Here is a 20,933-nt window from a genome sequence, read left to right as displayed (position 1 = left end):
ATTCATGAAAAAAATATTTTTAATTATAGGAAGCGCTTTGTTGATGTTAACATCTTGTGAAGACATAGAATCCCTAAACGTCGATCCTAAATCACCTGTCGATAATCCGCCGAGTGGATATCTTTTCTCATCAGGCGTAGTTACTGGACTAAACCAGATGAATACTTTGAATGTTAACAGAAGTATATTCAGACACTTAACGCAACAGCTTGCCGATGTTACCTACAGAGAAGGGACAAGATATTCTTTCAGAAGGAGAGATGTTGCAGATGCGCATTGGAATCAGGTGTTTTACGCTTTGAATTCTCTTAATAAATCTAAAGAAATTATTGCCACAGAAACTCTGGATGCCAAAGTAAAAGCAAACAGATTGGCAATGATTGATGCGATGCAGGTTTACTTCTTTCAGATTTTGGTAGACAGTTACGGAAATGTTCCGTATTCTCAGGCTTTACAGATCGAGCAGTTTCTTTCTCCAAAATATGATGACGGAAAAACAATTTATCAGGATCTGATTAAAAGAATCAATGCAGATATCAGTGCATTGGATAACAGTGCTGCAGGATTTGGATCTGATGATGTGGTATACGGAGGAGATTTGGCTAAATGGAGAAAATTTATGAATTCTCTTAAACTGAAATTAGGGATGAATTTAGCGGATGTAGACGCGTCACTTGCAAAAAGTACGGTAGAATCAGCTTACAGTGCGGGCGTTTTTTCTTCCAATACAGACAGCGCAATCATTCAGTACCAGTCAACAGGATTGTTTACCTCTCCTTTATATGAAGATCTTGTACTTTCCGGAAGGGTAGATTTCTGTGCAACAAACCTTATTATCAACTATCTGAAGACCAATAATGATCCGAGAATTTCCAAGTATTTCACAACTGCTTTAAGCGGACCGAATGCCGGACAATATGTAGGAGGAACTTTTGGATTAAATCCTTCTGCGGCTCAGACTTTATCTTTAATTAATCCGTCAATATCTGTTGCCAACGGATTGGGGTATTTAACAGATTATGTAGAAATAGAATTTTTATTGGCTGAAGCAGCAGCAAGAGGGTATTCTGTAGGTTCAATAGCAACTCACTTTGATGCCGGAATCGGAGCATCTATGGATCACTGGAAAGTTAGCGCTACAGATAAAGCAGCATATTTAGCCACACATAATTATGCAGTACAGTCAGCAACAGGTAATCCTTGGAAAAAAATTATCGGGGATGAAGCTTGGATCGCAATGTACAACAGAGGATTTGAAGCGTGGACGTTCAACAGAAGATTAGACAACAGAACATATACACCTACTCCGCCTGTAAGAGTTTTATATCCTATCAAAGAATATTCAATCAACAGTGCAAATGTAGCCGCTGCATCCACAGCAATTGGTGGAGACGAGCAGACAACCAAAATATTTTGGGATGTAAATTAATACTCAAAATAGTTAATCATTCATATTTATTCCGCCTTCGGGCGGTTTTTTTATTTCCGTATATTTGCAGAGCAGAAAAAAGACTCATTCGTTTTTTAAATAACAGACAATGAATATTAAAAATATAATAGAAGAGAAACTTTCGGAGGTTATTTTAAATGTGTTTCAGTTGAAAGACATTACTCTGGAAGTTCAGGAAAATAAAACAGAATTTGAAGGAGATTTTACGATTGTTACTTTCCCTTTGGTAAAACAGTTGAAGAAAAATCCGGAAAGTATCGGCGTAGAATTGGGAGAAGCTTTAACAGAGCAGACCGAATTACTGGAAAGTTTTAATGTGGTAAAAGGCTTCCTTAATATTAAAATCAGAAATCAGTTTTTCGTAGACAATTTTACATCTGTTTATAATGGTTTCGACACTATAGAAAAGAAAAATGCTACGGTTATGGTAGAATATTCTTCTCCAAATACCAATAAGCCACTTCACTTAGGTCACGTAAGAAATAACTTATTAGGTTTTTCCGTTGCTCAGATCTTGAAAGAAGCAGGATATGATGTCATTAAAACGCAGATCATCAACGACAGAGGAATTCATATCTGTAAATCTATGCTGGCCTGGGAGAAATTCGGGAAGAATGAAACTCCGGAATCTACCAATACAAAAGGAGATCATTTCGTTGGGAAATATTATGTAGAGTTTGATAAGGAATTGAAAAATCAGACCAATACGATCTTCAATGATTTCAGAGTAAATAAATTTGATCAGTTTGACACTCCTAAAAAAGAGGAAGTTAAAGCATTAAACGAAAAAATAAATACTCTTGAAGCTAAGAAAAAAGAATTGCTTCAGACAGTAGATATTTCTGAACTTTCTGCATTGCATGAAGAGTTCGAAAAACAGTTCAAAGAAGCTTTAAATAATGATTCTTTGATTTCTGCTGTTCCTAAAAAAGTTGAGGAAATCATTTCCAAAAAGAATAAGGAAGAAAATATTTCTGACGAAAAAGAACTGGAAACCATTAAATCTCAGACTAAAGTTTTTCAGAGTATTTTTAAAGAAGTATTGGAAGTTGAAGGCAAACTTGAAGCTGAAAAATCCAATCTGAAAGAAATCTGTAAACCGGTAACCGAAATCATGAAAGAAGCGCAACAGATGCTTCTGGATTGGGAAAACGGAGACGAAAAAGTAAGAAACCTTTGGAACGAGATGAACTCTTGGGTTTACAAAGGATTCAACGAAACATACAACAGATTGGGCGTAGATTTCGATCAGGTTCAGTATGAAAGCAACACGTATATTTTAGGAAAAGATTTGATTCAGGAAGGTTTGGATAAAGGAGTGCTGTATCAGAAAGAAGACGGCTCTGTATGGTGTGATCTTACCGATGAAGGTCTGGATCAGAAATTACTGCTTCGTTCAGACGGAACTTCCGTGTACATGACGCAGGATTTGGGAACTGCGGTAGAGCGTTTCAAGCAAAACGATATTCAGAAACTGATTTATACCGTTGGAAACGAGCAGGATTACCATTTCCAGGTTTTATTTAAAATTTTAGGAAAATTAGGATATTCATGGGCAGACCAGTTGTATCATTTGTCTTACGGAATGGTGGAACTTCCGAACGGAAAAATGAAATCCCGTGAAGGAACCGTAGTAGATGCAGATGATCTGATGCAGGAAATGTATAAGGAAGCTAAAGCAATTACTACTGAATTAGGAAAACTGGAAGGTCTTACCGACGAAGAAAAAGAAGCTTCTTACGAAATTATTGGGCAGGCTGCGTTAAAATATTTCATGCTGAAAGTTGATCCTAAGAAAAAAATGCTGTTCAATCCGGATGAAAGTGTAGAATTTGCAGGAAATACAGGACCTTTCGTTTTATATACTTATGCACGTATTCAATCGGTATTATCTAAAGCTAATTTTGAATTTAAAACGACTTCAGATCTGGCTTTGAATGAATATGAAAAAGAACTTATTATGCTTTTGTCCAATTACAAAGGTACGGTAGAGAAAGCAGCAGAATTATTAAGTCCGGCATTCTTAGCCAATTATGTATATGATTTGGTAAAAGCTTACAATTCATTCTATCAGAGCAATCCGATTATCAGTCAGGAAGACGAAAATCTGAAACAGTTCCGATTAAATTTATCAGATCTTACGGCAAAAACTATAAAAAGATCATTAGGTTTACTCGGAATAAAAACCGTAAACAGAATGTAAAAATAAAACCTTCAGAACGCTCTGAAGGTTTTTTATTTTAAGCTTTTTCAGCATTTATTTTCTCTTTTAAACTTTCTTCATACAATTTCGCATCGCTCCATTTTGCGTGTTTCGATGGTAAAATGGTATATCCTTTTTTATAGGCGTAAACTTTCGTGTATTCCGCACCAAAGAAAATCAGCATACAGGAATAATTAATCCACATCATGATCAGAATCACGGTTCCGGCAGCTCCGAAAGCGGAAGTAGGTTTTGTGGTCCCGAAATAAAGACTGAGTAAAAATTTACCCAAAGTAAATAATATTGCCGTTAGAAAAGCTCCGTTCCAAACAGGTTTCCAACGCATTCTTACATCAGGAAGAATTTTAAACATCAATGCAAAAAGCAACATGACAATGGCAAAACCGATCACAAAATTCACCAACTGAACAATCAGATAGGTTTCCATCCCAAAATAATTCGTAATCCAGTTATTCAGAATACTGATCATTGAAGAAAGTACCATCGTAATCATCAGTAAAAAACCGATAATCAGGATCATTCCCAAAGAGTTGGCTCTGTCCAGTAAAAATTTCACGAATGCTTTCTGAGGAGTTGCCTGAACATCCCACAAATTATTAAGCGAGTGCTGAAGCTGAAAGAAAAGAGTAGTGGAACCGAAAACTAATGAACCGACTCCCACAGCTTTCATAAAAATATTTTCTCTGTCAATTAAAGCTCCTGCAATCATGTCCTGAATGCTTTTTGCAACATCTTTTCCCATGATTCCGCTGATCTGATTCGTGATTTCTCCGCGAATAGCCTCCTCACCAAAAAAATATCCTGCAATCCAGATGATGATAATTAAAAGCCCGGGAATTGAAAAAATAGCGTAATAGGCAAGACTTGCGGCATCACTTGAAGCCGAAGAGTTATTCCATTGTCTGAATGATTCTTTTAACGTTTCCCAGAAAAATTTTAATTGTTCGATCATTGATGGTTTGGTTTAGAAAGGATATCCGATGGCGATATTCAGGATAAGATTATCTTTTCTCCAGCTCGAATCTCCGAAATTAATTTTATCAAATGTCCATCTTTCGCCCTTTTCATAATAAGGAACGCGCAATGGCATGGCTAGATCCAGTCTCAGGATCAGGATAGAGAAATCAAGTCTCAGACCAAAACCTGCGCCTACAGCCATTTCGCTTAAAAATTCTTTAGAAAATTTAGCTCCCGGTCTTTGGGAATCTTCATTAATCAGCCATACATTTCCGGCATCGGCAAACAAGGCAACATTTAAAAATTTATAGAGATTGGCTCTGTATTCCGCATTCAGTTCAAGTTTTACATCCCCCGACTGATCAAAATAATATCCCGGTTTAATGGTTCTAGGATCAAAACTTCCCGGTCCTAAAGTTCTTGCACGGAAGGCTCTCACACTGTTGCTTCCTCCGGAGAAAAACTGTCGGGAAAAAGGAATATACTCCGAATTTCCATAAGGATAGGCAACTCCCGCAATAGCTCTTGTCGCCAAAGAAGTTTTTTCATTGAATTTATGATAGAACCTGAAATCATTCTCAATTTTGGCAAACTGACTGAACGGAACACCGAAAATTTTTCTTTCTTTATCTTTTTCAACATTCGCTCCTGTAATCAAACCGGTTAAATTTCCTGCAAGATCCAAAGTTCCTTTATAATAAAAAGTATTTGGCTTCTGGAGCATCGTGTTGGTATACGTATAGGAATAAATCGGTCCGAATATCAACTGAGGTTTTACCACTCTTGCTAAAGCATCGTTATTTTGAGAGATCTCTCGATAAGCATCTGTAATATTTGCCGGAGAAACATACGTGATGTCAAAAATCTTCAGATCATGTTCTTTTCGTGCGTTTTCTTTCCAATTGTACCCGAAAGATCCCGTAAAAGTATTGAGGGAATAATATTCTGTTCTGTTCTGGAATTCGTAGCCTACCGAAATATTGGTTCTCGGAACAAATGCGCTTGAAGAATTAAATCTGAAAGGCGCAACAATCCTCGGAATCGAAAGTTGCGCATTCGCTCCCGTTCTGAAAATATTTTTCGCATTTTCAGGACCTCCGATCTGGAAATCAAAAGCACCGTAAACAGAAGCTTTAAACTGTTCGGCGCCGCGGAAAAAATTACGGTTAGTCCAGTTAAGATTCACTTCACTTCCGGCGTAATTTGCAGAATTGGTTCTTCCCAAAGCTTCCAGACGAAGCGACTGAAGCTCTCTCGGAGTCAGAAGATAATACGTGTCAAATTTATGTTGTAAAGAATCTGAAACAATGAATTCATTTTTCACAAATTTGAAGACACCAAGACTGATGAGTCTGTTCAGCGTAAGATTATGATTCGTTCTGTTGTACAGATCTCCTTTTTTAAAATATAATGCCCTGTCGAAAATTTTCGGTTTAAATTTATTCTGAGGATCGATAACGTAGATATCGCCGTGTTCATATTTCTGAAGCGAATCTGTGTTCATCGGGATCGAATATTTTCCTTGTTTTACATCCTGAATACTGTAATTCGGGAAAACGATTACTTTATCAATGCTGAATTGTTGCGTAGACAGATCCGGAGTATTATCCTTCAGCTTCACATTCAGTTCCACCTTGTGGTTTTTGCTTACCGTACTGTCTGCCTGAACAATGAGATTGTCCGGATGGAAATAATAAAACCCTCTTTCTTTCAGTCGGTTATCTATTCTTTCTCTTTCAGCTTTTATCACATCCAGATCAAAAGGATTTCCCTGCTTCAAAAGCGTATTGTCTTTCAGATTCTGGATTTCCTGATTCACCAGTGAAGAATCTTTCTGGAATTTTACATTGCTGATCAGATATCTTGCTCCCGGTTTCAAAGTATAAATTACTTTGGCTTTTTTATTTTTGGAAACCGTATCATAGGTAGCTCTTGCATTGAAATATCCTTTGTTTTCAGAATAATTAACAATGATGTCTTTATTGAATTCGCGGTCTACATCACCCAGCAAAACAGGTTTTTCTCCCACTTTATATTTCAGCCAGTAATTGAAGCCTTTTTCTTTTTTCGGCTCTTTGGCGATGTTATAAAAATACAGTTTAGGTCTTAATCCTAAAAATGAAGAGTTCGGTTTGGGAGTCAGTTTATCCTGAAGCGCACTCTGAAGATCTTTCTTTTCCTTTTTCGGCAAAGTATCGTTTTTAATCTTCACTTCCGCACCCGTGTAAAGCATCTGTCCTTTCTTCAGAAATCTTGTATTGCTGCAGGAAAGTGTTGCGGAAGCCATTCCGCAGGTGATTAAAAATTTAAAATAGGTCTGATAACTTTTTTTCATTTACTTAAATTCTACAACTTGGTTTTGTTGGTTTTTTCTGGATTCCTTCTGCTTTCTGTTTTTAGATTTCTGGAAAATATCGCGGAACTTGTCATAATCCAAAGTGATGATAAATCCTACGCCTGTTTCTACGATCTGCCCCTGAAGCGCAACCTGATATTCGTTCTTACGGTATGCGCGAAGCATGTATCTTCCGTCTCTGGAAAGGCTGTAATCCACCGTTACGTCTCCTGCGATATTCGTCATGTTTTCATTTTGCCGCGCTTCTCCTTCCAGTGCGAAATTACTTCCTACAGAAACTTTCAGACGGTCGTTCAGTAATTTTTTACTTAACCCTACATTCAGGTCTGTTCTCGTATTTTTAGATCCTGTAGAATAATCTTCAGAAGATTCAAGATCAAAATTAAGATCCACTCCTTTAATAAGATCCGAGGCAAGATTATTTAACTGTTGGGAAAGAATTTTACTCACACTCTGTCTTGCCAACATTTCTCCCGAAAGTCCCGCTCCGGATTCAAAAGGATTTTCCCCGATAAATCTGTTGAGAAGAAGCAGTGCGAAAACCTGTTTGTTCATTTCAGATTCCTGAGTTCTCAACTGGGCAAGTTTCTGATCCACAATATCTGTAACCGTGGAAGAAACCGCGTTATTTTTTTCGTCTGTCGTAATATCAAAAGTAATTACAGGTTTCAGCAGTTCGCCTTTCATTTTCAGTAACGTGCTGAAAGGAATTCTCTGCTTAAACTGATTGAGTGTAGAAGCCTGTTCTCCGCTGATCTGCTGTTCCACAAGATCAATTGGGGCGGCTTCGGTTTTATAGACGGCGGTAATATCCAGATTTGCCGTTGTCGGTTCTCCGGTCCATGTAATCGTACTTCCTTTCTGAATATCAAATTTACGTTTCAGAACACTTACCGTCATTTCATAACTTCCGGATTCCACTTCATAGACTCCGACAAGCGTGGTTTTTCCCGATGGATCGACGCCGCCCGTTAATTCCGCTTCCCCCTGAAGTTTCACAAAATCTCCGTTGGCTTTATCAATCAGTAAAGACATTTTTGCTTTCTTACTGATTTCGATGTTCACACTTACGTCCATTCCTTTAATTTTGCTCTGGGAATTTAATGAATCTGCTTGTACAGTCTTATTTAAAACAACCTGATCCTGATCGATAAATTCTACAATTCCGTCTCTTTCCTGAAGCGTAGGAGAAGACTGCGGAAGCACAAAAGTAAAGTCGGTGTTGTCTGCAACAGCCAGTCTTCCGTCCACCTTCGGCAAATTTAAGTTTCCGCGGATGTGTAATCCTGCATCAATAGAGAGAACGCCGTACATAATGGCATCGTTGGATTTTTCAGAATTCACTACTTTGAAATTCTGTGCATCTACATCAAGATTAAAGGCAAAATCTCTGTATGTCTGCGTAAGAACCTGTCCGTCCACTCTAAGCGCGTTTCCGTCTTTATCTTTAATTTTAAAATTATCAAACTCAATTCCGCGATTGGTAAAGTTTATTTCGTCATTCAGTTTTCTGAAATCACTTCCTGTTTTTGCTATTTCCAAACCTACATCATTGAATTTTACTTTACCTAAAATATTCGGTTTGGATGCTGTTCCTGTAATCTTCAGGTTTCCGGAAAGATACCCTTCTGTATTGTTTATCGCATTCATCGAGAATCCCTGTACAGATTTCATCTGAAGCTGATTGATCGCCATATTCATATCGAATGTGCTGGAAGAAGTATTGTAATCTCCCAGAATTTTCACATCGTTATTATTTCCGGAAAGCGCAATATCCGCATTCAGTAGATTCGGAGCATTATTATTGACTTTTATGGCAAGATTTCCTACCGGATTTCCGTAGACAATCAGATCAGATACATTAAGATCCGAAGTGAAGGTCATGTTTTTCGTAATATTTTTAAGCTGAGCCGTTCCGTTGATCGTTCCTCTTGCCAAAACCGTATCTTTTTTAATTAATTCGGTGATGGTTTCAATCTTAAAATCCTTCAGAGAAACATTCAGCGGAGCATTCGGAGTCTGGCTTTCGGATTGTAAGGCAATTTCGCTTCCTGCGTTGGAAAGTCTGAAATTATCTGCCAGAATTCCGTTTTTGCTGATCTGTATTTTATTTCCTTCAGAAACCGTCCAGTCAGAATAATTTAATTTTAAACCATTCGGATTTAAAGAAATTTCCGTGATGTCGTTCAGTGATTTTGCATTTCCGGCAATCAGGAACTGGGTAACCTCTTTCTGGTCTTTCGTGGTGATGCTATAATTGATGATATTATTGGCAATATCTCCTGTAATTCCTACTTTATTCAGTGCAAAGCTGGAACTTTTCAGCCCTGCAACATAAAGATTATATTGCAAAGCATTATTTTCATTCGTTACTTTTATGGTGGCATTTTCAATAGAATTTTCACCGTAAAGAACCTGCGGAATCTGTCCGTCGATCTCAATTTTCTGAGAATCTGCGTCATAATTTCCGTTTAAATTAATGGTTTCAAAACTTTTCAGTTCCGGGACAAATTTTCTGATCAGATCATCATTTTTAATTTTTGCATTGAAGGTGAAAAACTGTCCTGCCTGAATTTTCTGTGCTTTTCCGGGTTTTTGGAACTGATAATATTGGTTGACTGTATTCGATAAAGCTCCGAAAATCTGCGTCAGTTTATATTTTCCTTTTAATTCGACATCTGCAATCTGGGAATTGAAAATAATATGGGTGGAATCCGCAGTTGAAGACGCTTTTAAATTCACTTCCTGAATCGGGTATACTTCTTTGGTATCCGAAAAAGCAAAGTCTTTTAAATTCAGATAACCGTTCAGATTGTCGGGATCGAGATTAGAAAAATCTCCGTCGATTTTTCCTGCAAGAATCATCGGATCTTTATAGAATCCCAGTTTGTTGAGGTCTAATTTTATCACTTCTCCGTTTACTTTTACCGTCGGATTTTTTTCGTTGTACACTCCGGAAGCGGTTAACATCAGGTTCGCATTCGGATCTTTTGAATTTAAAACAACGTTATACACACCGTGGCGGATTTTTCCGGTAAGATTCATGTTCTGATAACGGTATCCTTTGTAAACAGCCGAAGCAACATGACCTTTAAGATCGGCATTGGCATTTTTAAAATCGAAACTTTCTCCTTTCGCGTAAATCTGTGCAGAAATGGCTCCGATTTCTTTATTCTGGATGATTTTCCCCAACTGAAGTCCCTGAAGATTGGCTTTTACATCATACAGTTCCCTGTTTTTTCTGCGCATATCCACATTTGCCTTAACGGAAGCATTTCCAAGCGTAGAGTAGAGGTTAAGGTCTGTTGTAACCACTTTCGTAGTTCCTTTTGCAATTCCTTTGATGCTGAAATTGGAAGGCAGCGAAATATTTTTCGGAATTGTATTTTTGGGAACCAGATTGTAAATGGTTTTTGCGGATGAAGATAATTCTGCTATTTTCAGATCGTAATACAACTGATCCGGATTCATTGCATTCTTCACTCTTCCTGATGCGGCAACCCGTAGCTGATCGATACCTGAAATTTTCAGATTGTTAATCAATAAATCATTGACACTTCCTTTTACATTGGCATTAACATTTAAAACCGCATTGGGATATTTGTTGAAAGGCGTGGTATTTCTTAAGGTCGGAACAATATTCAGAATATCCGAAAATCCGATCTTTGAATCTTTGATGTTGGCTGAAATCTGTACTTCTCCTAAATTTGAGCTTAACTGTTCTATTGAATTGTAATTTAATACGACCTCATCGCGAAGAATGGTTTTCGGTGTCTGCAGATAAAGATCTTTTAAATAAGCCTGTTTATCATTATACACAAAATCTGTATTGAATTTCTGGATATCCAGTCCTCTTGCTTCCTGAATTTCTGCGGAATTTACGTTTCCTGCAAAAGTGTTGTCCTGCATTTTAAAGCTTTTGACTTCAAGATTGAGTTTGGAAAAATTCAGGTGATTGAAATCCATTCCCTGTTTGGTAGGAGCAATTGCGGTATTGTTGTAGGCGACTTTTACATCATTTAAAACAAATTTTCCTAAAAGAAGACTGAGTGCTTTTTCTTTTTCCGAAGGTTTTGAAACTTCCGGCTCCGTTTTCGGATTGGCATTTTTCGCAGGAAGATATAAATTGGCGTTAATATCGGCTCCAGAAAGGAAAACATTATCCACATTGTAGGCATTGTTTTCCAGATCGAGTTTATTTACTTTCGTGCTTAATTCTTTGAATAAAACTTTAGCGAAAGTTTTGGTATTGTCATCTCCGTAATCAATGTTGAAATTAGTGAGTTTAATTCCTCTTAAGCCAATCTGCATGGGCTTTTTGTTATTAAGAGAATCGACTTTTTTCTCTACTTTTTTGGAAATTTCTTCTACAAGATCCTGCTTCAGTTTCAGTTTTAAGCCGTCTAAATTGATGTCGTTGACGGCGTAAGAATTCTTTTGAAGATCAAATGTTTTTACCCTTGTATCAAAAGATTTAAAGTAAAGCTGAATATCATTTCTGGATTGCTGATCGTTGAAGGTAACACCGATGTCTTTCAGATTGATTTTATCTAAAGAAATAATGAACGGTTTGGACGCACTTTCTTCCTTATCGCTTGTTGCAAAAGCATCCAGAATATAATCGAAGTTAAATTTTCCGTCGGGTTTTCTCGCCACGTTGGCTCTTGCTCCTTCCAGATCTACAGACGTAATATCTGCGGTGGAATTGATGAGTTTAAGCATATTTAAACCTACATTCAGTTTTTTTACCGCCAAAAGGGTGTCGATATCCTGACCTTTCAGATAAAGGTTTTCCATCACAAGACTGTTGGGAAAGCCTACGTAGACTCTTTCGAGACTAACTTTTGTTTTGATTTTTTTCTCCAGATAAACAACCAGTTTGTCTTTGATAAAGTTCTGAACAACAGGAAGTCTTAAACTAAGTACTAATAACGAAAAAAATACCAGTATGGATATAATGGTAATTGCAAAACGCTTTAAGAGTTTTCTTTTATTGATTTTCAGTTTCAAAAGTGATCGGGTTTATAACAAATATAACAATACTTACCGTACTGTTACTATGTTGTGGTACACTTTTTCTTAATACAAAAACCCTGCCTCGACTGCCAATTATGGAATTTAGTTTAGTTTATTGTCAAGTGAATAGTTGAAAATGGCAGTCAAGGCTCGGGTTTGAATTGTTTAAAAAGCCCCCTTCTTAATCATTTTTCTGTTGAAAAGGTTTAGCAAAAATGAAAATTCAAAATGTTTAGTTAGTGTATGGATAGGGGGCTTGGCATGGTTTAAGTGTTGAGATAATTATTTTTTATTCGTTTCCGTTCTCCCATTTTACCTGTTCGCCTTGTGGGGCAGCACCGCCCTGAGCCGGAGTAATAGGAGGGGTTTCCTGATTGATGTGATAAATATAGGCTGCAATTTTTTCGGCATCTCTTCCGGTAATGGTTCCTTCTTTAATCAGAGGTCTCATCGTAGGATTATTAGGTGAACCGTTTTCCAGCATCCAGATTACGTTTTTAAACAGGCTTTTCTGTTGTACATTAATCCAGTGTGTGTCTGTAAGGTTAGGGCCAATTCCGCCTTTTCCGTTTTCTCCGTGGCAGGTTACGCAGTTTGTTTTAAATAATTCCTGACCTTCCGCGATGTTGTCTGCACTGTATTTTGCAGTTTCCAGTGTTACCTGCGGTGCGGTTTTTTCAAACTCAGCAATAGAAGCAAGCATTGTTTTGGTTTCTGCATTCAGTTCTGCATCGGGATGCGCATAATCTGTGAAGGTAAAGGCAATTAGATATACCGCACAGAAAATACACCCGAAGTAGAATAAACCGATCCACCATTTTGGAAGAGAATTGTCCAGCTCCGTAATTCCGTCGAATCCGTGATCGATAAGAATATCTTTTTCCTCTGTTGCAGACTGCTTTTTGAATGCCGAATTCCAGAGTTTCTGAAAGTAAGGTGTATTTTTATCTTTAATATAGGCTGCTTTTTCTTCGTCAGATAATTTCTTAAAATTTTCACCTTCAATTAAATCTCCGATGGAATTCATAATCAGGAGAAGAATAATGGCAATAAGCATTAATCCCCAGAAAAAAGGTGAAGAAAAATATCCTGAATCGTGCGCGAACATTTCGAACGCCATAATCGTTAAACCTACTGTTACGAGAATGTAGATTGAAATCGGGGTTCTTGTTTTCATGTCAATTTAATTTAAATTATTCTGCACTTGCAGTTTGAATCTGAGTGGTTTTGATGTCTGTTCCTAATCTTTGCAGATAAGCAATCATGGCTACGATTTCTCTTTTTTCCAGCGGAACGAATGAAGCTCCTTTTGCAGCACGGTCTTTTTCCACCTGATCTTTCACATCTTTCGCTTCAGAATAAATTCTTTTCACAATACCATTTGCCTGATTGTCTGCCCACTGATTGGCGGAATCTATTTCTGCTTTTGAATAAGGAACGTCAAAGTAATTTTTCATTAATTTCATCTTGTCTACCGTCTTTGTTCTGTCCAGTGTATTGCTGATCAGCCAAGGGAAACGCGGCATAATAGAACCCGCTGAGGTAATTCTTGGATTATACATGTGTTTGAAATGCCATGAATCCGGGTTTCTTCCACCTTCTCTCTGCAGATCCGGTCCTGTTCTTTTAGATCCCCAAAGGAATGGTCTGTCGTAAACAAATTCTCCTGCTTTAGAATACTGTCCGTTTTTGCCTTCAAATCTTACAATTTCATCACGGAAAGGGCGGATCATCTGAGAGTGACAGGCGTTACAGCCTTCGCGGATGTATAAATCTCTTCCTTCCAGTTCCAACGGTGAGTAAGGTTTTACTGCCGTAATGGTAGGAACACTCTGTTTTAAGGTTAATGTCGGGATAATTTCTACCAAACCTCCGATGGCTACTGTAATGAAAGCCAATATTGCCATAACTCTCGGGGTTCTTTCGATCCATAAGTGGATTCCTTCGCCTTCTTTTCTTGCAGATCCGATGTTTGCCAGTGCCGGAGCTTCTGCCGGAACGTTTTTCTGGAAAGATCCTGCTCTGACGGTTTTGATAACATTCACCACCATTAAAATGGCTCCTGAAATATAGAACAGACCTCCTAAGAATCTCATTTTATAGTAAGGAATAATTGCAGTTACGGTATCCAGCCAGTTTTTCCAAACTAAGGTTCCGTCCGGATTGAACTGTTTCCACATTAATCCCTGTGTAAATCCTGAAATATACATCGGAACGGCGTAGAAAATAATTCCTAAAGTTCCCAGCCAGAAATGCCAGTTGGCTAGTTTTCTGGACCAAAGCTGTGTTCTCCACATCACCGGAATCAGATAATAAACGATACCGAAAGCCATGAAACCATTCCATCCTAATGCTCCGATGTGTACGTGACCGATTACCCAGTCTGTATAGTGGCCAATTTTATTTAAAGATTTTGTTGCTAAAAGAGGACCTTCAAAGGTTGCCATTCCGTAGCAGGTTACCGCAACGACGAAGAATTTTAAGATAGGATTTTCTCTTACTTTGTCCCAAGCTCCTCTCAAAGTCAGCAATCCGTTCAGCATTCCTCCCCAAGACGGAGCGATCAGCATGATGGAGAAACCTGTTCCCACCGCCTGTGCCCAAGCCGGAAGCGCCGTGTATTGTAAATGGTGTGGTCCTGCCCAAAGGTAAACGAAGATCAGAGACCAGAAGTGAATGATTGATAATTTGTATGAAAATACAGGTCGGTCTGCCGCTTTTGGTAAGAAATAATACATTAAACCAAGAACCGGAGTTGTGAGTACGAACGCTACCGCATTATGACCGTACCACCACTGAACCAAAGCATCTTTAGCTCCTGCGTAGATGGAATAAGATTTCCATGTAGTGAAAGACAACGGAACTTCAAGATTATTGAAGATGTGAAGCATCGCTACAGCAAGCCACGTTCCCATATAAAACCAGATGGCTACATAAAGGTGTCGCACCCTTCTTTTGGCAATGGTTCCGAACATATTGATCCCGAAAATCACCCATGAAACAGTAATTAAAATATCAATCGGCCATTCGTGTTCTGCATATTCTTTTGAGGTGTTGATTCCCATAAGGAAAGTAATAACCACAGAAACAATCATGATCTGCCATGTCCAGAAATGAATCCATGATAAAGTGTCGCTGTACATTCTTGTTTTAAGAAGTCTCTGCATACTGTAATATGCACCGCAGAAAAAGGAATTACAGACGAAAGCGAAAATTACAGCACTCGTATGCAGCATTCTGATTCTCCCGAAACCTAAAGCTCCCTGAGTATTAATAAGTCCCTGAATATTTCCAGATACTAAACTTTTAATCGTTGTATCATCGGTTCCGAATAAAAATTCCGGAAGCTCAGGATAAAAAAGCATCAGCGCAGCAGTAAGCCCGAGTAAAAAACCCACCAAACCGAATGCGATTGTAGCATAGAGGAATGCTCTGACAATATTATTGTCATAATTAAATTTTTGCGTCTCCATAATTCCTATTGTGTTGTACTGAAGTTGATATTTTTCTATTAAAGCCTAATTCTACAAACAAATTTTAAGGTAATATTTAAATATCATGTAGTGTAATAATGTTTTGACAAAGGTATTTACTAACTTTGTGTAAGTCTAATAGATATACTTCTAAAATATACCGAAAACTACTAAAAACAAGAGAGATGAAAATATGCGGACAAAATATCAGGAAAATAAGACGAAGTAAAGATTTTACTCAGGAATATATGGCTTTTGAGATGGGAATTTCTCAGAAAGCCTATTCTGATATCGAAAATTCCAAAGTGAAGATTAATCTGGAAATCCTTACCAAAATTTCTGATATTTTAGAAATTAAACCTTCTGATATTTGCAGTATTTCAGATAAATGCGGTAATGGTTTTGAGGATAAGTATAATGATCTGGTAGAATATATGAAAAAGAACGGAATTGAAGTTCCTAAAGAATATTTATAAATATTGTTAGATATAAAATCGGAAAGGCTGCTTTTTTTTGAGGTAGTCTTTTATTTTTAAAATAAATTAAAAACGGAGAAAATAAAAATTTATTAAAAATAACGAAGCTGAAATTCTGAAAAAAAACAGAAACAAAAAACCACCCTTAAAAAGGATGGTTTTTGTAGACTCACAGGGACGAAAACCGTTTTTATATCAACCGTTGTCAATCTCTTTGTTTTTAATGGTTATAGCCTTATTTTATTGGTTTTCCTGATAAGGTAAAATAAAGTGAAATAAAGATAAATAAAATTTTTTTCGGGACATATTCGGGATTTTATTAAATTAGCATAAAATTTAAAAGAATGAAAGTAATGTATTTTATAAAGAAGCGACAAAACCCGATTTCAAGAATTTATATTCGGCTTTGGGAGAGTAAGAAATATGATTTTACAACCTCAACGGGATTGCAGATTAATTACAATTACTGGGATTCGAAAAATGAGAAAGTAAAAAATAAAATAGAGGCTTTAGATAAAGATTTTGTTAATACGAAGCTTTTGGAATTAAAAACGTTCATTGTCGAAAAATACAACATTGATTATAACAGTGGAGAGGTGATCGGTAAGGACTGGCTAAAGACAAAAGTTGCCGTTTTCTTCAATCGGGTAGACGAAAGCAATCCTGAAAAGCTGTATTTCTCAAAATGGATTGAGAGATTTGTCAGTAATGCTCCGAATAAGCTGTACAGGGGAAAGAAATTAAGTCCCCGTACGGTTTTAGCGTATACCACGATGTTAAATCATGTTTTACAGTATGAAAGCTATAAAAAGACAGATTTAAAGCACTCGGATATAACATTGTCTTTTTATTACGATTTTATCAATTATTGCCGTGATGTAAAAAAGCTGTCTGAAAATACAATCGGAAATGTTGTAAAATATGTAAAGTTTTTTTGTGGTTGTATAGATTTTGAAGGTCTGCCAATCTCTAAAGATTATAAGCACAAAGAATTTGTAAAACCAAAGGAACAGGCACAGGATATTTATTTAACGTTTGTAGAGATAGAAAAGTTATTCAGACACGATTTTTCGGAAACGCCCTATCTTGACAATGCCCGTGATTTATTGATAATAGGACTTAATACAGGTCTCAGGGTATCAGATTTTATGCGTTTGGACTTATCGCACATCAAAGACGATACGATAAGGATTAAGGCACAGAAAACGGGCAAATTTGCCGAAATTCCAATAAATAATCAAATAGCACATACTTTGGAAAAGAGAGGCGGAAACCTTCCTAAAGCTATTTCAGAACAGAAATTCAACGAGTATATCAAAGAGATTGGCGAAGCAGTCGGGTTTACCCAGAAGGTGAGAGGCGCAAAAATGGAATGTATAAATAAAAAAGAAGCAGAAACCGCAGGAATAGAAAAAGTATTCAGGAAAGTATCGGGAACGTTTCCGAAATATGAACTAATGACCTCCCACATTTGTCGCAGATCATTTGCTACCAACCTGTACGGAGAGATTCCTACCCCTGTCATTATGTCAATCACGGGACACGCCACAGAAACCCAGTTTTTAACCTACATTAAGAAAACGAATGCCGAAAATGCTGAGGTTCTTAGAAATTTCTACAAACGAAGTGCAGAGAAAAAAGGATTGGAAACGACTTTAAAAGTAGTTTAAACAATATTTAAAGATTTTTTTATGAAAAAATTGAAACAACTGTATAACAGCAATGATGATTTTAAAAGAAAGGACAAATACTCTTCCATTTCTTATAACATGACCCGTTTTGATGAGGCACACAAAGAGTTGGATAAAACCTATTATATTGAAAATGATGTAAAGCGTTTAGATAGGATGCGTGAAATATTAAATAATGGAATAACCAAATCGGGCTATGTTCCCCCTCGTGAGGATTATTTAGAGATTCAAAAGTATTTTGATGATATAATAGAGTTTAATAAAAAAAAAGAGAATTGCCGTCTTTTTTATAGTATTTGGGTCTGGGAAAGTGTAAAGCGAGAATTAGAAATAAAGTGTTATTTGGACGTTATTATACAAAAGGCAGACAGGATTGCTGAAAAGAGTATTTTTGATGCCGTATGTTATCTGATCGATCAAAAATATATCTATCATAAAAATGTTTTAGACCAGCCAAAAGATGATTTACTGTTAAGGGAAGAGATAAATATGCTGATTTTTGATTATTTACAATTGAAAATTAATGAATTAACCCAGAAAGAAACGCCCGAGAGTAGTACAGAGAAAATAATGCGACCGAAAAAGCCCTTTGTTTGGAATTCAAGCAAAATGAGTTTCGGGACACTCTTCGGCGTTCTTTTCAATAGCAATATTATTACAGGAAATAAGACAGATTTTATAAACTTTATTACAGAAGTTTTTGAAGGAGTACCTGCAAAGAGTACGTTAAAAGGGAATATCTATTTAAAAACTGATGATGAGAATGAAAATAAAAAATATTATTGTACAGGAACGGTAGATTTACTGACGGACTGGCTCGAATTTTTAAAATCTACCCCACAAAATAAAAATAATTCAAAGGGATAAATTTTTAATTAACACTGATCGATAAAGGGTTTTGACTACTCTACAAAATGACACCACAAAATAATGTGGTGTTTTTTTGTGCCTTTTAGTTTTCAAAATTTGCCTCCATAATTGTAAAATTAAATAAAATGAATACAGTAAAAATTGAGGTAAACGGATTAGACATTACCGCCCTTGCAGAAAAGATTGAGAATCTTACCCATGCCCTTAACGGAAGCATGGTAACGAAACCCGCAGAACCAGCCATTGAAAAACTGATAACACGGATAGAGGTTGCCAAAATGCTCGGGGTAACTCTTCCCACCGTCTACGACTGGACGAAAAAAGGAATAATTACAGCTTACCGTATCGGCAACCGTGTACGCTACAAAGAAACCGAGATCATGCAGACCTTAACCAATAACAGAATCTAAATTTTAAAAATTATCACAATGAAACATTACACACACTTTTTGCCAAAAAAAACTTTAAGAATGGTAAAGACAGGAAAACAGGCAAACGCACTGAATTATGAGATCGAGGAAACCCAAAGGAAATTAAACCGCCTTACCAGAGACAGGGACGAACTGGAATCCGAAATTTATAAGGAAACAGCATCTTATCACGGCTTCGGTACTTTGGAAGTCATAAAAACCGCCAAAGCAAAAGCAGATCATTACAACAGTGTAAGAACCACCAATCAGAACCCGAACCAGACCAAAACCGCCCAATAGATTTACTGACATGGAAATTATCAAAATTCAAACCACAGAAAACGGACTGCAAAGCATATCTGCGAAGGATTTATACAGGTTCTTTGAAATTAAAACGGATTTCAGCCACTGGATTAAACGAATGCTGAATTACGGATTTATTGAAGGGGTGGACTTTTACACATTTTCAGGCGAAAGTGAACCAGCTTCCTTAATAACAGATCATGTTTGCCCGTCAAAAATGACGTGCAAAAAACAAAGAGGAGGACACAATGTTAAAGAATATGTTTTGACTTTGGATTGCGCGAAAGCGATTGCAATGGTGCAACGTTCCCCAAAGGGAAAAGAAGTAAGAACCTATTTTATTGAAGCCGAAAAAAAGTTTAAATCAATTGCTACCCCTGAGCAGATCAGGGAACTGTACAGCCGTGTTTCGGAACTTGAAAACAGACAGATTGATTACACGGAAGACTGGACGGTAGACCGATATTTAAGAACGTGTAATTTATTATCGGGAATTACCAGTACCCACCGCCAGCAATTAGGGAAATTATGCGCCAAAATGTACAGACGGGATTACGGAACGTCTCCCAAAAAAGTACCGCACCCGTCCTATACAGGCGGACAGAATGTTTATCCTTACCCTCTTATCAATAGCGTATTTAAAGAATGGAAAAAGAAACCTTAATGCAGTTACTCGATGAGGTGGCAACGCTTCGGGAAATAGCAAAATACCTGCAATGCAGGATTTCAAAAACAATGATAGAATTAAAGATTAACGAACTGCAACATCTTGCAGAAACTTTTTTAAGCGAAGAAACCGAATAAAGCAGTACAGAATCCATGATTGACGGCGTTAAATTATTGTGCAACCTCAACCCCCGTGAATGGACAGATAACAAAAATCTGTCCTTCCGTTCGTGGACAGATACCCAGACGGGAGAGGTTACAGGCAATAACAGGCACGCCAATATCAACGGACTGCACCTGTCCATCGTGGAAGGCAAAAAAGCAACGTATTGCAATGTTCGGGGTTCTCTGCCTTTGTATTTCACGGGAGGCGATACCAACGCCACAGACTACCATTTCAGGGACTTTTTAACCACTGCCCAGCTACTTGATGATAATTTGAAAATAGTTTCTGAAAACGCGGTTTTACAGGGTTTTGAATTTGGGGTGAATATCAATCTGCCCTTTGATACAAAAAAACTGTATGAGTGTATAAAATCCTACAAAATGCATTCTTTCGAACAATATAGCGAAAAAGGGAAACGGATGGGAATGGTCTTTGAAATGCAACAATACAGGGTTAAGATTTATGATAAAGAAATGCAGGTAACGGGGAAACATTCCCGACTGCTGAGGTTTGAAATCAGCGTTAAGAAAATGAACTGGGTTAAGAAACTGGAAATTAAAACGCTTGCAGACCTTAAAAACAAAGCCGTCTGGGCGAAACTTTCAAAGATTCTGCTACACGCTTGGGACGAAATTGTATTCATAGACAAATCATTACGGTACAGACCTATGACCAACCACCAGCAAAAGAAGTATTTGCGCTTTTTGGATGTTTCCTATTGGTGCGGACTGAATAAGAACACGTATCACAAAGCCAAAAACGATCTGCAAAAATTACAGTCTTTATTTGAAGGCAAAGAAAATACAAAACAGCTTATCGCAAACCTCATCGGGGAAAAGTGCCAAAACTTAGCAACGGAAACACAGGGGGAAAGA

Annotated in this window: 15 protein-coding genes; 10 read left to right on the top strand and 5 right to left on the bottom strand. The window is 37.3% G+C overall.

Annotated elements, in window-relative coordinates:
• Positions 1-4 precede the first annotated feature (4 nt).
• Both DD829_RS16500 and argS read left to right on the top strand, forming a co-directional pair.
• Positions 5-1,429 (top strand): SusD/RagB family nutrient-binding outer membrane lipoprotein, encoded by a 1,425-nt coding sequence (locus DD829_RS16500; protein WP_108408881.1) that lies wholly within the window; start codon positions 5-7, stop codon positions 1,427-1,429.
• Positions 1,430-1,538: 109 nt separating this feature from the next.
• On the top strand, positions 1,539-3,653 hold the full coding sequence (argS, locus tag DD829_RS16495) for an arginine--tRNA ligase (RefSeq protein ID WP_108408882.1): 2,115 nt from the start codon (positions 1,539-1,541) through the stop codon (positions 3,651-3,653).
• 37 nt (positions 3,654-3,690) lie between these two features.
• Here argS and DD829_RS16490 read toward each other — a convergent pair whose 3' ends face one another.
• The 5 genes from DD829_RS16490 to ccoN form a co-directional block, all read right to left on the bottom strand.
• Entirely contained in the window at positions 3,691-4,626 is a 936-nt protein-coding gene (locus tag DD829_RS16490) for a YihY/virulence factor BrkB family protein (RefSeq protein WP_108408883.1), read from the bottom strand.
• A 12-nt stretch (positions 4,627-4,638) separates the two neighbouring features.
• Positions 4,639-6,966 (bottom strand): BamA/TamA family outer membrane protein, encoded by a 2,328-nt coding sequence (locus DD829_RS16485; RefSeq protein ID WP_108408884.1) that lies wholly within the window; start codon positions 6,964-6,966, stop codon positions 4,639-4,641.
• Positions 6,967-11,997 (bottom strand): translocation/assembly module TamB domain-containing protein, encoded by a 5,031-nt coding sequence (locus DD829_RS16480; protein WP_108408885.1) that lies wholly within the window; start codon positions 11,995-11,997, stop codon positions 6,967-6,969.
• 295 nt (positions 11,998-12,292) lie between these two features.
• Positions 12,293-13,180, bottom strand: a complete 888-nt coding sequence (locus DD829_RS16475; RefSeq protein ID WP_076390805.1) for a cbb3-type cytochrome c oxidase N-terminal domain-containing protein — start codon at positions 13,178-13,180, stop codon at positions 12,293-12,295.
• A gap of 16 nt (positions 13,181-13,196) precedes the next feature.
• A complete protein-coding gene (gene ccoN / locus DD829_RS16470) occupies positions 13,197-15,476 on the bottom strand; it encodes a cytochrome-c oxidase, cbb3-type subunit I (RefSeq protein WP_108408886.1) in 2,280 nt (759 codons plus the stop codon).
• Between the two features lie 185 nt (positions 15,477-15,661).
• Between ccoN and DD829_RS16465 the strand changes: the two genes are divergently transcribed.
• The 8 genes from DD829_RS16465 to DD829_RS16435 form a co-directional block, all read left to right on the top strand.
• Positions 15,662-15,952 (top strand): helix-turn-helix domain-containing protein, encoded by a 291-nt coding sequence (locus DD829_RS16465; protein ID WP_076390807.1) that lies wholly within the window; start codon positions 15,662-15,664, stop codon positions 15,950-15,952.
• 344 nt (positions 15,953-16,296) lie between these two features.
• Entirely contained in the window at positions 16,297-17,622 is a 1,326-nt protein-coding gene (locus tag DD829_RS16460) for a tyrosine-type recombinase/integrase (protein WP_116547944.1), read from the top strand.
• Between the two features lie 21 nt (positions 17,623-17,643).
• Positions 17,644-18,510, top strand: a complete 867-nt coding sequence (locus tag DD829_RS16455; protein ID WP_116547943.1) for a hypothetical protein — start codon at positions 17,644-17,646, stop codon at positions 18,508-18,510.
• A gap of 128 nt (positions 18,511-18,638) precedes the next feature.
• On the top strand, positions 18,639-18,923 hold the full coding sequence (locus DD829_RS16450) for a helix-turn-helix domain-containing protein (protein ID WP_108410284.1): 285 nt from the start codon (positions 18,639-18,641) through the stop codon (positions 18,921-18,923).
• An 18-nt stretch (positions 18,924-18,941) separates the two neighbouring features.
• The gene (locus DD829_RS16445) at positions 18,942-19,223 is read left to right on the top strand and encodes a hypothetical protein (RefSeq protein ID WP_123906908.1); all 282 of its coding nucleotides are present in this window, start codon (positions 18,942-18,944) and stop codon (positions 19,221-19,223) included.
• Positions 19,224-19,233: 10 nt separating this feature from the next.
• Complete coding sequence (locus tag DD829_RS16440; RefSeq protein WP_108410282.1) at positions 19,234-19,890, top strand: antA/AntB antirepressor family protein; 657 nt, start codon at positions 19,234-19,236, stop codon at positions 19,888-19,890.
• Positions 19,872-20,030 (top strand): hypothetical protein, encoded by a 159-nt coding sequence (locus DD829_RS23740; RefSeq protein ID WP_165796650.1) that lies wholly within the window; start codon positions 19,872-19,874, stop codon positions 20,028-20,030. The genes DD829_RS16440 and DD829_RS23740 overlap by 19 nt, the downstream gene beginning before the upstream one ends.
• A gap of 15 nt (positions 20,031-20,045) precedes the next feature.
• Positions 20,046-20,933, top strand: an 888-nt coding sequence (locus DD829_RS16435; protein WP_194294699.1) for a hypothetical protein, incomplete at its 3' end; no start/stop codon positions are given.

It is taken from the genome of Chryseobacterium sp. HMWF035, from assembly GCF_003094695.1.
Taxonomy (GTDB): Bacteria; Bacteroidota; Bacteroidia; order Flavobacteriales; family Weeksellaceae; genus Chryseobacterium; species Chryseobacterium gambrini.
This window is presented reverse-complemented; position numbering and strand designations above follow the sequence as displayed.

Excerpts from the sequence above, each read along its gene's own strand:
- DD829_RS16500 (WP_108408881.1), top strand. The coding sequence starts at position 5 with ATGAAAAAAATATTTTTAATTATAGGAAGCGCTTTGTTGATGTTAACA.
- argS (WP_108408882.1), top strand. The coding sequence starts at position 1,539 with ATGAATATTAAAAATATAATAGAAGAGAAACTTTCGGAGGTTATTTTA.
- DD829_RS16490 (WP_108408883.1), bottom strand. The coding sequence starts at position 4,626 with ATGATCGAACAATTAAAATTTTTCTGGGAAACGTTAAAAGAATCATTC.
- DD829_RS16485 (WP_108408884.1), bottom strand. The coding sequence starts at position 6,966 with ATGAAAAAAAGTTATCAGACCTATTTTAAATTTTTAATCACCTGCGGA.
- DD829_RS16475 (WP_076390805.1), bottom strand. The coding sequence starts at position 13,180 with ATGAAAACAAGAACCCCGATTTCAATCTACATTCTCGTAACAGTAGGT.
- ccoN (WP_108408886.1), bottom strand. The coding sequence starts at position 15,476 with ATGGAGACGCAAAAATTTAATTATGACAATAATATTGTCAGAGCATTC.
- DD829_RS16465 (WP_076390807.1), top strand. The coding sequence starts at position 15,662 with ATGAAAATATGCGGACAAAATATCAGGAAAATAAGACGAAGTAAAGAT.
- DD829_RS16460 (WP_116547944.1), top strand. The coding sequence starts at position 16,297 with ATGAAAGTAATGTATTTTATAAAGAAGCGACAAAACCCGATTTCAAGA.
- DD829_RS16455 (WP_116547943.1), top strand. The coding sequence starts at position 17,644 with ATGAAAAAATTGAAACAACTGTATAACAGCAATGATGATTTTAAAAGA.
- DD829_RS16450 (WP_108410284.1), top strand. The coding sequence starts at position 18,639 with ATGAATACAGTAAAAATTGAGGTAAACGGATTAGACATTACCGCCCTT.
- DD829_RS16445 (WP_123906908.1), top strand. The coding sequence starts at position 18,942 with ATGAAACATTACACACACTTTTTGCCAAAAAAAACTTTAAGAATGGTA.
- DD829_RS16440 (WP_108410282.1), top strand. The coding sequence starts at position 19,234 with ATGGAAATTATCAAAATTCAAACCACAGAAAACGGACTGCAAAGCATA.
- DD829_RS23740 (WP_165796650.1), top strand. The coding sequence starts at position 19,872 with ATGGAAAAAGAAACCTTAATGCAGTTACTCGATGAGGTGGCAACGCTT.